This is a genomic window from Lentzea xerophila (genome assembly GCF_051094245.1).
Classification (GTDB): Bacteria; Actinomycetota; Actinomycetes; order Mycobacteriales; family Pseudonocardiaceae; genus Lentzea; species Lentzea xerophila.
Genome location: NZ_CP194934.1, coordinates 6,281,103 through 6,294,302, shown reverse-complemented (window position 1 = coordinate 6,294,302; position 13,200 = coordinate 6,281,103). Strand labels below are relative to the sequence as shown.

Below are 13,200 nucleotides of genomic sequence, written 5' to 3'. Positions count from 1 at the left end.
ACGAAGACCCGGGGTTCTTGCTGTTGCGATCACCGGACCTCGGCCCTACGCTCGCCAATATGCAATATATTGGATATGGGTCACTGAAGGAGCGGGCGGCGGCCGAGATCCGATCGGCGATCGTGCGCGGCGACCTGGAACCGGGCACGGCCATCAAGGACATCGAGCTGGCGGAGAGGCTCGGCCTGTCCCGCACCCCGGTGCGCGAGGCGCTCGCCACGCTGACCGACGAGGGCCTGGTCGAGACCAAGCCGCACGCGTACACCCGTGTCACCGCGCTGGAAGCCGAACCGGTGCTCGACGCCCTCATCGTCGTGCAGTCGATGCACGCCCTCGCCATCGGCTTGGCGGTGCCGAGGATGACGGCCGACGACATCGCCGCCATGCGCGCCGCGAACAAGGCCTTCAAGAAGGCGCTCGACGCCAACGACGCCGTCGCGGCACTGGCCGCCGACGACGAGTTCCACGACGTGGCCGTCCGCCGCTGCGACAACTTCGCGATCACCGCGACCATCGCCCGCTACACCCCGCTGGTCCGCAGGATCGAGCACAGCCGCTTCTCCTCGCCGAACGCACGTCATTCCGTGACGCAGCACCAGCAGATCATCGAGGCGTGCGAGCAGGGCGACCACCGGGCGGCCACGACCCTGGTCGACGAGAACTGGAACACGCTGAAGGACGAACTGTGAACAGATTCCCGCTGCTCTTCGGTCCCTCGCCGGTCCACCGCCTGGACCGCCTCACGACCCACCTCGGCGGCGCCGAGGTCTGGGCGAAGCGCGAGGACTGCAACTCCGGTCTCGCCTACGGCGGCAACAAGACCCGCAAGCTCGAGTACCTCGTCGCCGACGCGCTGGCCACCGGCTGCGACACCCTCGTGTCGATCGGCGGCATCCAGTCCAACCACACCCGCCAGGTCGCCGCGGCGGCGGCGCGCGCGGGCCTGAAGGCCGTGCTGGTGCAGGAGAGCTGGGTCGACTGGTCGGACGTGGGCAGCGACCGGGTGGGCAACATCCTGCTCAGCCGCATGATGGGAGCCGACGTCCGCCTGGTGAACGCCGAGTTCGGCATCGGCGTCAAACCCGCCTGGGAACAGGCCATCGAGGATGTCCGCGCGTCCGGCGGCAAGCCGTACCCGATCCCCGCCGGAGCCTCCGACCACCCGCTGGGCGGCATGGGCTTCGCGAACTGGGCCGACGAGGTACGCGAGCAGGAAGCCCAGCTCGGCGTCTTCTTCGACACCATCGTCGTCTGCTCGGTCACCGGCAGCACCCAGGCCGGCATGGTCGCCGGGTTCGCGAACGACACCCGCCGCCGCGTGCTGGGCATCGACGCCTCCGCCAAGCCGGCCGAGACCCTCGACCAGATCACCCGCATCGCGCACAACACCGCGAAGCTCCGCGAGGTCACGGTGTCCGAAGAGGACATCCTCCTCGACGACCGCTTCCACGCCGGCACCTACGGCATCGCCGACGAGGCCACAGTGGACGCCATGCGCCTGGGCGCGAGCCTGGAAGGCATGATCACCGACCCGGTCTACGAGGGGAAGTCCCTGGCAGGCCTCATCCACCTGGTGTCGTCCGGCGAGATCGCCCGCGACTCCACCGTCCTCTACGCCCACCTCGGCGGCCAGCCGGCGCTGAACGCCTACAGCTCCCTGTTCGCCGAATAGCGGGTCACGCCCGCAGGCGCAGACCCTTCGGAGTGGCACGGAAACCGGCTTCCTGCAGGACCGTCGCCAGGTGCGAGGTCAGCGCGACCTCGCCATCGGCTCGCTGCACCGCCAGCTGGCCCAGCCAACCGTCGCGGACAGCCCTGCTCAGGGCGTTCGCGGCGGTGCGCAGGGTCGGGTCGTCGTCGGTGAACGACAGCAGCGATCTACCTCCTCTCTCGACGTAGAGCGCCGGGGTGCCGTCGACCAGCACCGCCAGCGCACCGGCTTTGCGGGCCGGCCGGTGTTTGCCCTCGCCCAACGGGTCCGGCCACGCCAGAGCGGCCCCGTACGGCTGGGCTGGATCCGCCGCGGCGAGCACCACCGCGGCCTGGTCGGCCTGCGAGGGCTGGCCGGGAGGACGCGACAACGCCCTCAGCCGGTCCACCGCACCTCGCGCCGCGAACTGGGCGGCGCCCAGCCCCTCGACGACGTAACCGCGGATGACCTGGCCCGACTCCTCCATCGCCCGCAGCACCTTGTAGACGCCGCTGAACCCACCCGTCACGCGCTCGGTGTCCAGGGCGCCGCGGGTCAGCACGCCGTGGCGCTCCAGGAAGGCCTCGGCGCGAGCGTGCGCCCGGCGGGTCGGGTCCTCGGCCGGCCGTACCGCCAGCGACCAGCGACCGGCGGCGGTCGGCGGCCCCGTGCGGGACGGCAGGTCGGGACGAGCCGCGCGCAACCGGGCGTACCGGCCTCGCGGCGCGGCCCGGCGGGGTTTGTGCGCCGCGCCGCCACCGGACACCAGTGCGCGCAGTGGCGACAACGTGTCGTTCGTGATCAGGCCCGCCCACACCAGGTCCCACAGCGTGCCGACGACCTCGGCATCCGTGCACGTCACGGACAGCGAGGCCCGGTCGGCCACCTGGCGGAAGAACAGCGCCCCGCCGGACAGCGCCTCCAGCACCGCGGTGTGCAGCGGTGACTCCGGGATCGACTCCGGCACCAGGTCGGGCAGCAGCAGATCGGCCACGTCGGCGGGGGCGAGCGCGATCCAGCCGTCGCCACCGGCCAGCGCGCCGCACCCGGTCCACGTCACCTCGCCGGACGCGGTCAGCTCGTCCAGCAACGCCGGGTAGTAGCCAGGAAGCCGGGACGGCAACAGCAGGGATTCCAGGGCGCTGGCGGGAAGTGGCGCCCCGGCGAGCTGTTCCACCACCGAGAACACGTCGTCGACCGTGGGCGCCGAACGCAGCCGGCGACCGAGGCCGTGCCACTGCGGCAGGAACCGGCCCAGCGCCGCGGGTTCGACCGGCTCCACCTCCGACCGCAACCGGGCCAGCGAGGCCCGGCGCAGGCGGCGCAGCACGTCCGCGTCGCAGTACTCGGTGTGCGTGCCACCGGGGCGGAGCTCACCGCGGACCAGCCGGCCCGTGGCGGCCATGCGTTCCAGCACACCCGTCACCACGGCCACACCGAGGCCGAACCGGGTGGCCGGTTCCGCCGCGGGGAACGGCCCGTGGGTGCGGGCGTAGCGGCTCAGCAGGTCGCCCAGCGGATCCGCCACCGGTTCGGTGAAGGCCTCCGGCACGCCGACCGGAAGCGCGACACCGAGCGCGTCGCGGACCCTGCCCGCGTCCTCGATCGCGATCGTGCGTTCCTCACCGGCGATGCGCACCCGGATCGCCCGGCGCTGCGCCACCAGCTCGTCCAGCCACTCGCGCGGCACGCCCCGTTCGAGGGCCTCCGCGTCGGAGAGATCTCCCAGGAACCGCAACAGGTCCGCGGTGTCCTCCGCGTGCCGCGGCCGGCGGTCCTCCGACAGGCGTTGCAGGCTGCGCTCGACCTCGGCCATGACCTCCGGGTCGAGCAGCTCGCGGATCGCCTCCGAACCGAGCAGCTCCGCGAGCAGCGTCGAGTCGAGCGACAGTGCCGCCGCACGGCGTTCCGCCAGCGGGGTGTCCGCCTCGTAGAGGAACATGCCCACGTAGCCGAAGAGCAGGCTGCGGGCGAACGGCGACGGTGACGGGGTCTCGACCTCGACCACGCGCACCTTGCGCGCGCGGACGTCCGACATCAGCTCCCGCAGACCCGGCACGTCGTAGACGTCCTGCAGGCACTCGCGCATCGCTTCCAGGACCACCGGGAAGCTCTCGTACTTCGCCGCCACCGACAGCAGCTGCGCCGAACGCTGGCGCTGCTGCCACAACGGGGTGCGGCGTTTCGGGTCACGGCGGGGAAGCAGCAGGGAACGGGCGGCGCACTCGCGGAACCGGGCCGCGAACAAGGCCGAGCCGCCCACCTCCGCGACCACGATCTGCTCGACCTCGTCCGGATCGAGCAGCACGTCCTCGGCGCTCGCCGTCACCTCGAGGCCCTCGTGGTCGAGCGCGTCCGGCAGGCGTAGCACGATGCCGTCGTCGGAGTGCGCGGCCTGCACCTCGACGCCGCGGCGTTCGCGCAGCCGCGCGGCGATCGCCAACGCCCACGGCGCGTTGACCTGGGCGCCGAACGGGGAGTGCACGACGAGCCGCCAGTCGCCCAGCTCGTCGCGGAACCGTTCCACCAGAACGGTCCTGTCGTTCGGGACGTGCCGAGTGGCCTCCCGCTGCTCGCCCAGGTACGCGAGCAGGTTGTCCGTCGCCCACGCGTCCAGCCCGGCGGACGCGGCCCGCTCGCGAGCGGCCGAATCCTCCATTGTGGACATCTCGCGCAGGAACCTGCCCATCGCGCGGCCGAGTTCCAGCGGACGGCCCGGAGCGTCGCCCTTCCAGAACGGCATCCGCGCGGGCTGCCCCGGCGCGGGCACCACGATCACCCGGTCGTGCGTGATGTCCTCGACCCGCCACGACGAGGTGCCCAGCAGGAACGTGTCGCCGACCCGCGACTCGTAGACCATCTCCTCGTCGAGCTCGCCGACGCGGGAGCCAGGACCGTTCTCGGACGGCGGTGTCATGACCGCGAACAGCCCGCGGTCGGGGATCGTGCCGCCGGACGTGACCGCCAGCCGCTGGGAACCCGGCCTGCCGCGCAGCTCGGAGTTCACCCGGTCCCACGTGATCCGCGGCCGCAGCTCGCCGAACTCCTCGGACGGGTACCGGCCGGACAGCATGTCCAGCACCGCGTGCAGCGCCGAGTCCGGCAGCCCGGCGAACGGCGCCGCCCGCCGCACCAGCGCCGTCATGTCCTCGACCGTCCACGTCTCCATCGCCACCATCGCGACGATGTGCTGCGCCAGGACGTCCAGCGGGTTGCGCGGGAACCTCACCGCCTCGATCGAGCCGTTCTGCATCCGTTCCGCCACCACCGCGCACGACACCAGGTCGCCGCGGAACTTCGGGAACATCACGCCCCGCGACACCGCGCCCACCTGGTGCCCCGCGCGGCCGACGCGCTGCAGCCCGGACGCGACCGACGGCGGCGCCTCCACCTGCACCACCAGGTCGACCGCGCCCATGTCGATGCCGAGCTCCAGCGACGACGTCGCCACCACGCACGGCAGCCGCCCCGACTTCAGGTCCTCTTCCACGGTCGTGCGCTGCTCACGCGACATCGACCCGTGGTGCGCACGGGCCACGGACGCGGTCTTCTGCACCGTCAGACCCGACTGACCGATCGCCTCGGCAGGGAAGGACTCCAGCTCGGCCGCCTCGTCCGCGAGCTCGTTGAGGCGCGCGGTCAGCCGTTCCGCGAGCCGCCGCGAGTTCGCGAAGACGATCGTCGACCGGTGCGCCCGCACCAGTTCGAGCACCCGTGCCTCGACCGAGGGCCAGATGGAGGTGCGCTGCTCGGCTCCGGCGGCCGACCCCGACACCTCACCCGTCGGCTGGCCGAGCACCGACATGTCCTCGACCGGCACCTCCACCTCGACCTGGATGGTCTTGGGGGTCTTCGGCTGCACCACCGACACCGGCCGCCCGCCCGCGAGGAACGCGCTGATCTCCTCGACCGGCCGCACCGTCGCCGACAGCCCGATCCGCTGCGCAGGCCGTTCGAGCAGCGCGTCCAGCCGTTCGAGTGACAACGCCAGGTGCCCGCCGCGTTTGGTGCCCGCCACGGCGTGCACCTCGTCGACGATCACCGTCTCCACGCCGCGCAGCGACTCGCGCGCCGACGACGTGAGCAGCAGGAACAACGACTCCGGCGTCGTCACCAGCACGTCCGGCGGGGTGCGGCCGAACAGGCGCCGCTCCTCGGCGGACGTGTCACCGGTCCTCATGCCGACCGTGATCGACGGCTCGGTCACACCCAGCCGGTGCGCGGCCTGCCGGATACCGGCCAAGGGAGCGCGCAGGTTTCGTTCGACGTCGACCGCCAGCGCCTTCAACGGCGACACGTACAGCACCCGGCAGCGCCGTTTCGGCTCCGCGGGCACGGGAGAGGAAGCCAGCCGGTCCAGTGCCCACAGGAAGGCGGCCAGCGTCTTGCCCGAGCCCGTCGGGGCGATGACCAGCGCGTGCTCGCCCGCCGCCGCGGCCGCCCACGCACCCGTCTGCGCCTGGGTAGGCGCGGCGAAGGCGCCGGCGAACCACTGCCTGGTCGCCGGTGAGAATGCCTCCATCACGTCCATGGAGAACATCATGGCGCCGGGGTCTGACAATTTCTGATTACGCAGGTCCGAGCACCCGGCGAAGGCCCCTGTGGCACGATCACCGGAGTACGTCCTTCGAGGGGAGCACGGTGCGCGTCCTGTCCGTCGACCTGGGCACCGCCAACACGGTTGCGGTGCTGTCCGGCCATGGTGTCGTGGATGTGGACGGGGGCCCAACGATGCCCTCGTCCGTCTACCTCGACGAGGACGGCACCCTGCGCGTCGGCAGAGAAGCGGAGCGGCGGTCGCGCCAGGACCCGTCGCGCTACGAGCCGAACCCCAAGCGCCACATCGACAAGGCGACGATCAAGCTCGGCGAGCAGAACCTGCCGGTCAACGACGCTCTCGCGGCCATCTACGCGCGCGTCATGGAGGCCGTAGGGCCCCTGCTCATGGGCGCGGAGCTCGACGAGATCCGCCTGACGCACCCGGCCGAATGGGGCCCGAGCAGGCGCAACAGGCTGCTGTCCTCCGCCAGGCTCGCGGGCATGACCGGTGAGCTCGTGCCGGTACCGGAGGCCATCGCGGTGGCCGCGCTCGGCGGCGGCCGCCCACTGGCGGTCTATGACTTCGGCGCCGACACCTTCGACGTCTCCGTGCTCGACTCCGAGCACCGCATCCTCGCCGACGGCAGCCTCAGCGACGTCGGTGGCCTCGACATCGACCAGGCGCTGCTGGAGCACATCGGCCGCATGGTCTCGCACAAGGATCCGGCCGGCTGGCAGCGGCTGCTGCGCCCCACCACCGTGGACGACCACCGCGCCCGCCTCGGCCTGCGCGAGGAGCTCCGCCTGGCGAAGGAGGACCTCTCCGAGCTGCAGCAGGTCGAGGTGCTGATGCCGGAGCCGTTCGAGAAGGTCGTCATCACGCGCGCCGAGCTGGAGGCACTGGTCAGGTCGAGCCTGATCCGCAGCACCGAGGTCCTCATCTCCACGGTCCGCAAGGCGGGCGTCACGCCCGAGCACGTCTACCTCGTCGGCGGCTCCTGCCGGATGCCGCTGGTCGCGCAGACCATCGCGGAGAAGGTCGGCATCGTCCCGACCAACCCCGACCACCCGGAGACGATCGTCGCCTCCGGAGCGCAGGTCGTGGACCGGGCGACGATCACGCTCAAGGCCGAGGACGACAAGCCCAAGTTCGTCGAACCGCCCACGGTCGTGACGGCGCCGGTCAGCCCCGCCGTGACCGGTCCGCACCCGGTGAACCCGAACGTCAGCGGCCCGAACCCGGTGATCAGCGGCTCGTACCCGAGCGGGTCGTATCCGAGCGGTTCCTACCCCAGCGGGTCGTACCCCAGCGGGTCGTACCCGAGCGGCGCGTACTCGGCGAGCGGCACCTATCAGGTGAACCCGAACGTCAGCGGCAACTACCCGATGAACTTCCCGCAGCAGCAGGCCCCGAAGAAGAAGGACAACAAGAAGGTCCTCATCGCCGCCGGCGCGGCGGTCCTCGTGGTGGCGGGCGTGATCGGCACGGTCTTCGCGTTGTCCGGCCCGAGCCTGCCCAGCGCGGACGAGTGCAAGGACGACACCTCGCAGGACGGCCAGGGCTTCACGAAGTGCCTGCGCCAGCTCGCGGGCACGGTGCCGGACGGCGGTGGCTGCGAGAAGGCCGACTCCGCGCAGATCACCGGCATGGAGGAGATCAAGGGCACGGTCGTGAGCTGCACGATCCGCGACGGCTACGCGGTGCAGTACATCCTCACCGACAGCGTCACCGGCGCGGAGAACAACGCCGACGCCATCGCGCAGTCGTTCCAGACCGACCGCGTCGAGGCTGACTGGACCGGCAACGGCCTGGAGGGCGACTACCGCGTGGCCACGTCGAGCGGCACCGGCGTGCTGGTGTTCACCGCCAAGGGCCGTCCCATGTTCGGCATCCTCACCAAGAACGCCGAGGAGAACGCCGACGAGCTCAAGCCGGACGAGATGGCCGACTTCTTCGAGAAGTCCGTGCAACCGGGTGAGTAACCGCCACTGATGGACCTGTCGGCGCGCGCCGGGGCATGCCACGATCGTGATCATGGTGACCGCCGCGCCGCAGGTCGAACGCGTGCAGCGCAAGGTCGTTCGCGTGCTGACCGGCACCCAGGTCCTCGGGTCGGCGGCGGTGACGATCGGCCTCGCGTTCAGCACGTTGATCGCCGCGTCCCTGTCCGGGTCGGAGGCCGTCGGCGGGCTCGCGCAGACCGCGGCCGTCGCCGGTGCCGCGGTGCTCGCCCTGCCAGGAGCCCGGCTCGCGCAGCGCAGTGGGCGCCGTCCCGCGCTGATCCTCGGCTACGGCGTGGGCGGGCTCGGCGCGTTGATCGCCGCTGTCGCCGTGGGCCTCGGTCTGTGGCAGCTGCTGCTGGTGGGCCTGCTCCTGTTCGGAGGGGCTTCCAGCGCGAACTACGCGGCTCGTTATGCCGCAACGGACCTGGCGCACCCGCACCGCCGTGCGCGGGAGCTCTCCCGCGTGGTGTGGGCGGCCATGATCGGCGCGATCATCGGCCCGAACCTCGCCGATCCCGCCGGACGGGCGGCCGCGTTCCTGGGCCTGCCGGTGGGTGCGGGGCCGTTCCTGCTGGCTGCCGTCGTGCTCGGTGCCGCGGTGCTGGTGATCCAGTTCGGGCTGCGGCCGGACCCGCTGGTCGTCGTGAAGAGCACACGACCGGTTGAATCTCCGCACTGCGCAGGTGGTTCCAGCGCGACTCCCGGTGGGTTGAAGATCTGGGGATCACTCGGACCTATGGCGCGACTTGCACTCGTTGGTGTGATGTTGTGCCACACCGCGATGGTCGGGCTGATGTCGATGACACCGGTGCACATGAACCATGCCGGGTCGTCGTTGCGCGTGGTCGGTGTCGTGATCAGCCTGCACGTCGCCGCGATGTACGCCGCGAGCCCGCTGTTCGGGTGGATGGCGGACCGGCTGGGCCGCGTGCCGGTGCTCGCGATCGGCGCGTCACTGGTGGTCGCGGCGTCCGCGGTCGCCGGAATGGCGCCCTCGCACGACGCCCCGCAGCTCGCCGCGGGACTGGCGCTGCTCGGGTTCGGCTGGTCGGCCGGCCTGGTGGCGGGATCCGCGTTGCTGACGGAGTCCGTGCGGGTGCAGGACCGGCCCGCGGCGCAGGGGCTGTCCGATCTGGTGATGAACGTCGGTGGCGCGATCGGGGGAGCGGTGTCCGGAATCGTCGTGACGGCCTGGTCGTACGCGGCGCTCGGACTGATCGTCGGGTTCACCGCGCTGCCGCTGCTCGTCGTGTGCCTCTTCGCATCGCTGCGCAGGCCCGTTCGTTAGGGTCTCCCGGTGCGCATCACCATGTTCCGCAAGCTCATGTCCGGGGAGTTCGGCCAGGTCAGGGCCGAGATGATCGCCCGCGACCACGTGCTGTCGTCGCTGGGAGGCCGCACCGCCGACCAGGCGCTGGAGGCGGGAATCGGCGCCAAAGAGGTCTGGATCGCGGTCTGCGAGGCCTTCGAAGTTCCTTCGAATCGCCGGTGAGCAGGTGCTTCGGAGTGTCACGTGTGCTCGAACACGTGTTCGGCTACAGTGGCCCCGACCCCCGGCTTCGCAGAATTGTCAGACCCCGCCAGTAGCGTCAGGTCCAACATGACGAAGCAACGGCAGACGACAAAAGGTGGACCCAAGATGGCACCCGCAGCACCCGACCGGGACAAAGCGCTCGAGCTGGCCCTGGCGCAGATCGACAAGCAGTTCGGCAAGGGCTCCGTGATGCGCCTCGGCGAGGAGGGCCGTGCCCCGATCGAGGTGATCCCGACCGGCGCGATCGCGCTGGACGTGGCGCTCGGCATCGGTGGTCTGCCGAGGGGTCGCGTCGTCGAGATCTACGGTCCTGAGTCCTCCGGTAAGACCACCGTCGCCCTGCACGCCGTCGCGAACGCCCAGAAGGCCGGCGGCATCGCCGCGTTCATCGACGCGGAGCACGCCCTCGACCCGGAGTACGCGAAGAAGCTGGGCGTCGACACCGACGCGCTGCTGGTGTCGCAGCCCGACACCGGCGAGCAGGCGCTCGAGATCGCGGACATGCTGGTCCGCTCCGGCGCGCTCGACATCCTGGTCATCGACTCGGTCGCCGCCCTCGTGCCGCGCGCCGAGATCGAGGGCGAGATGGGCGACAACCACGTCGGTCTGCAGGCCCGCCTGATGAGCCAGGCGCTGCGCAAGATCACGGGTGCGCTCAGCGCGTCCAACACGACCGCGATCTTCATCAACCAGCTGCGCGAGAAGATCGGCGTGATGTTCGGCTCCCCGGAGACCACGACCGGTGGTAAGGCGCTGAAGTTCTACGCCTCCGTGCGTCTCGACGTGCGCCGCATCGAGACCCTGAAGGACGGCGGCGAGCCCGTCGGCAACCGCACCAGGGTCAAGGTCGTGAAGAACAAGGTCGCGCCGCCGTTCAAGCAGGCCGAGTTCGACATCCTCTACGGCAAGGGCATCAGCCGCGAGGGCTCGCTCATCGACATGGGCGTCGACCAGGGCATCCTGCGCAAGTCCGGTGCCTGGTACACCTACGAGGGCGACCAGCTGGGCCAGGGCAAGGAGAACGCCCGCAAGTTCCTGCTGGACAACCCGGACATCGCGAACGAGATCGAGAAGCGCATCAAGGACAAGCTCGGCATCGGTGCCACCCTCGACGCCGAAGAGGCGGCTCCCGCCGCGCCGGTCGAGTTCTAAGAGGTAGTGAGGTTTGGACGAGGCTGAGGAGCAGCGCAAAGCGCGGGACATCTGCTACGCGCTGCTCACCGCTCGAGCCCGCTCCCGGCAGGAGCTGCACGATGCCCTGCTGCGCAAGGGGATCAGCGCCGGCGTCGCCGAGGTCGTCCTCGGCAAGTTCGACCGCGCCGGCCTGATCGACGACACGCAGTTCGCCGAGATGTGGGTGCGTTCCCGTCACACGTACAACGGCCTGGGCCGCCGTGCCCTGGCCATGGAACTGCGCCGCAAGGGCGTGGCCGACGAGGTGGTGGCCGAGGCCGTCGCCGCGGTCGACAGCGAGGCCGAGGAAGAGCGCGCCCGCGAACTCGTCCGCAAACGGCTGCGCACCCTGTCCGGAGTGGACGAGACGACGAAGATCCGCCGTCTCGTGGGTGCGTTGGCGCGCAAGGGTTACGCGGAAGGCCTCGCCTACCGGGTGGTGCGCGACGAACTGCGCAACGCAGGCGACGAGGCCTCGGCCCTGGACGAGCCGTGGTAGCGAGCTTGAGCTGTGCCATCGGGGCCTGACCGCCCCGGTGCGGTCACGGCGTGGCGGCAGTCGTGATGGGCTGCGGCACAGCGGAGTGCCATGCAGCTCATGCGAACGCCCTCGTGATCGTGTCTGACGGCGGAGGGCTTCGCGATGGCGTTGTGCCGGTGATCTGTCGCAGCACCGCTCCCGTCGCCTGCTTCACCGCACCGGCTCGCATGTCCTCGCCCGACAGCCCTTGCTGCCGTTTCACCGCTGTTCTGTGGCGAGTCTGGTTGCTTGCCCGGCAGCCTCTCGCTGCCGCTTCACCCCTGTTCCACCGCCAACCTCGCCGCTCGTCCGGTTGGTCCCGAGTAGCCTGAAAGCGTGAGCACTACTCCCGAAGCGCCGTCCGCCGTGACTCCCACGGTCTCCGACCTGCTCTGCTTCGACCTCTACACGACGTCGCGAGCGGTCACCGGCTTCTACCGCCCGATCCTGGACAAGGCGGGCATCACCTACCCGCAGTTCCTGGTGATGCTGCTGCTGTGGGAGCGGGACTCGCGGCCGATCCGGGAGCTCGTGAAAGAACTCGACCTGGAGTACAGCACGCTCTCGCCGTTGATCAAGCGGCTGGAGAAGAGCGGACTGCTGGTTCGCGTCACGCACCCCGACGATGAGCGTTCGGTGCTCGTCCAGCTCACCGACAAGGGCCGTGAACTGCGGTGGATCGGCGCCGAGATGTTCAGCCAGCTCGGCAACGCGCTCGGCATGACCGCCGAGGAGATCGCCATCCTCCGCAAGGCACTGCAGCGAGTGAAGCTCGGCGCCGAACGCCAGTGAGCTGAAACACATCGCGCACGAGGTAACTCGTCGGGTAACTTACATCGTGTTCGATCTAATCGAGCGCGATGCACCACCATCCGGTGCCTGACGAGAGTGAGAGAGCAATGCGAGTTCGTAAGGTGTTCGCCGTTCTTGGGACCCTGCTGGCGCTGGCTGCCGTTGTTCCGTCCGGTGCCGGTGCCTCGGAGACCGCCGAGAAGCAGGGCACGAAGAAGCCGACGGTCGTGCTGGTGCACGGTGCGTTCGCGGACGCGTCCAGTTGGAACGGCGTCGTGGAACGCCTGCAGCGCAAGGGGTTCCCGGTCGTGGCGGTGGCGAACCCGCTGCGGTCGCTCACCGGTGACGCGGAGTACCTGCGCAAGGTGCTCGCCTCGATCGAGGGGCCGATCGTCCTCGCCGGACACTCCTACGGCGGCATGGTCCAGTCTCAGGCGGCGCTCGGCAATCCGAACGTGAAGTCGCTCGTCTACGTCGCGGCGTTCGCGCCGGAGAAGGGCGAGAGCGCCCTTGAGCTGTCGAACAAGTTCCCCGGCAGCACCCTCGGCGACACGCTGTCGACCATCGACATCGGTGACGGCAGCAAGGACCTGGTGATCCAGCAGGACAAGTACTGGCAGCAGTTCGCGGCCGACGTGTCCCGCAAGGACGCCACCCTGGCGGCGGCGACGCAGCGGCCGGTCAACGACACGGCGCTGACCGAGAAGGCCGGCGACCCCGCGTGGCACACCATCCCGTCGTACTTCGTGGTGGCGAGCAAGGACAAGAACATCCCGATCGCCGCGCAGAAGTGGATGGCCGAGCGCGCCCACGCCCGTGCGGTCGTCGAGGTTCGTGGCGCCTCGCACTCGGTGGCGGTGTCGCAGCCGGAGACCGTGGCCGACCTGATCGTGCGCGCCGCACGGTAAACGGGGAACGAGCAAGCCGGGACGCGGGCAGGGGCGTCCC

10 protein-coding genes are annotated in these 13,200 nt (G+C 70.5%); 9 read left to right on the top strand and 1 reads right to left on the bottom strand.

The features are described 5' to 3' along the window. Window positions 1-59: 59 nt before the first annotated feature. The gene (locus ACRSBM_RS29760) at window positions 60-689 is read left to right on the top strand and encodes a GntR family transcriptional regulator (RefSeq protein ID WP_434448315.1); all 630 of its coding nucleotides are present in this window, start codon (window positions 60-62) and stop codon (window positions 687-689) included. After that, complete coding sequence (locus ACRSBM_RS29755; RefSeq protein ID WP_434448313.1) at window positions 686-1,672, top strand: 1-aminocyclopropane-1-carboxylate deaminase; 987 nt, start codon at window positions 686-688, stop codon at window positions 1,670-1,672. Before ACRSBM_RS29760 ends, ACRSBM_RS29755 begins: the two co-directional genes overlap by 4 nt. Window positions 1,673-1,676: 4 nt before the next feature. On the opposite strand, the gene ACRSBM_RS29750 is transcribed toward ACRSBM_RS29755, so the two are convergent. Continuing rightward, on the bottom strand, window positions 1,677-6,221 hold the full coding sequence (locus tag ACRSBM_RS29750) for an ATP-dependent helicase (RefSeq protein ID WP_434448311.1): 4,545 nt from the start codon (window positions 6,219-6,221) through the stop codon (window positions 1,677-1,679). A gap of 110 nt (window positions 6,222-6,331) precedes the next feature. Between ACRSBM_RS29750 and ACRSBM_RS29745 the strand changes: the two genes are divergently transcribed. From ACRSBM_RS29745 to ACRSBM_RS29715, 7 genes are all read left to right on the top strand, one after another. Beyond that, the gene (locus ACRSBM_RS29745) at window positions 6,332-8,212 is read left to right on the top strand and encodes an Hsp70 family protein (protein WP_434448309.1); all 1,881 of its coding nucleotides are present in this window, start codon (window positions 6,332-6,334) and stop codon (window positions 8,210-8,212) included. A 52-nt stretch (window positions 8,213-8,264) separates the two neighbouring features. After that, window positions 8,265-9,521: an MFS transporter gene (locus tag ACRSBM_RS29740; protein ID WP_434448307.1), complete on the top strand. Its 1,257-nt coding sequence runs from the start codon at window positions 8,265-8,267 to the stop codon at window positions 9,519-9,521. Between the two features lie 9 nt (window positions 9,522-9,530). Further along, window positions 9,531-9,725, top strand: coding sequence for a DUF3046 domain-containing protein (locus ACRSBM_RS29735; RefSeq protein ID WP_434448305.1), 195 nt, complete (start codon window positions 9,531-9,533; stop codon window positions 9,723-9,725). A gap of 147 nt (window positions 9,726-9,872) precedes the next feature. Then, entirely contained in the window at window positions 9,873-10,919 is a 1,047-nt protein-coding gene (gene recA / locus ACRSBM_RS29730) for a recombinase RecA (protein WP_434448303.1), read from the top strand. A gap of 13 nt (window positions 10,920-10,932) precedes the next feature. Beyond that, window positions 10,933-11,439 carry a regulatory protein RecX gene (locus ACRSBM_RS29725; protein ID WP_434448301.1) on the top strand — a complete coding sequence of 169 codons (507 nt, stop codon included), beginning with the start codon at window positions 10,933-10,935 and terminating at the stop codon, window positions 11,437-11,439. 357 nt (window positions 11,440-11,796) lie between these two features. Continuing rightward, the gene (locus tag ACRSBM_RS29720; protein ID WP_434448299.1) at window positions 11,797-12,252 is read left to right on the top strand and encodes a MarR family winged helix-turn-helix transcriptional regulator; all 456 of its coding nucleotides are present in this window, start codon (window positions 11,797-11,799) and stop codon (window positions 12,250-12,252) included. A 107-nt stretch (window positions 12,253-12,359) separates the two neighbouring features. Continuing rightward, window positions 12,360-13,160, top strand: a complete 801-nt coding sequence (locus tag ACRSBM_RS29715; protein ID WP_434448298.1) for an alpha/beta fold hydrolase — start codon at window positions 12,360-12,362, stop codon at window positions 13,158-13,160. Window positions 13,161-13,200 lie beyond the last annotated feature (40 nt).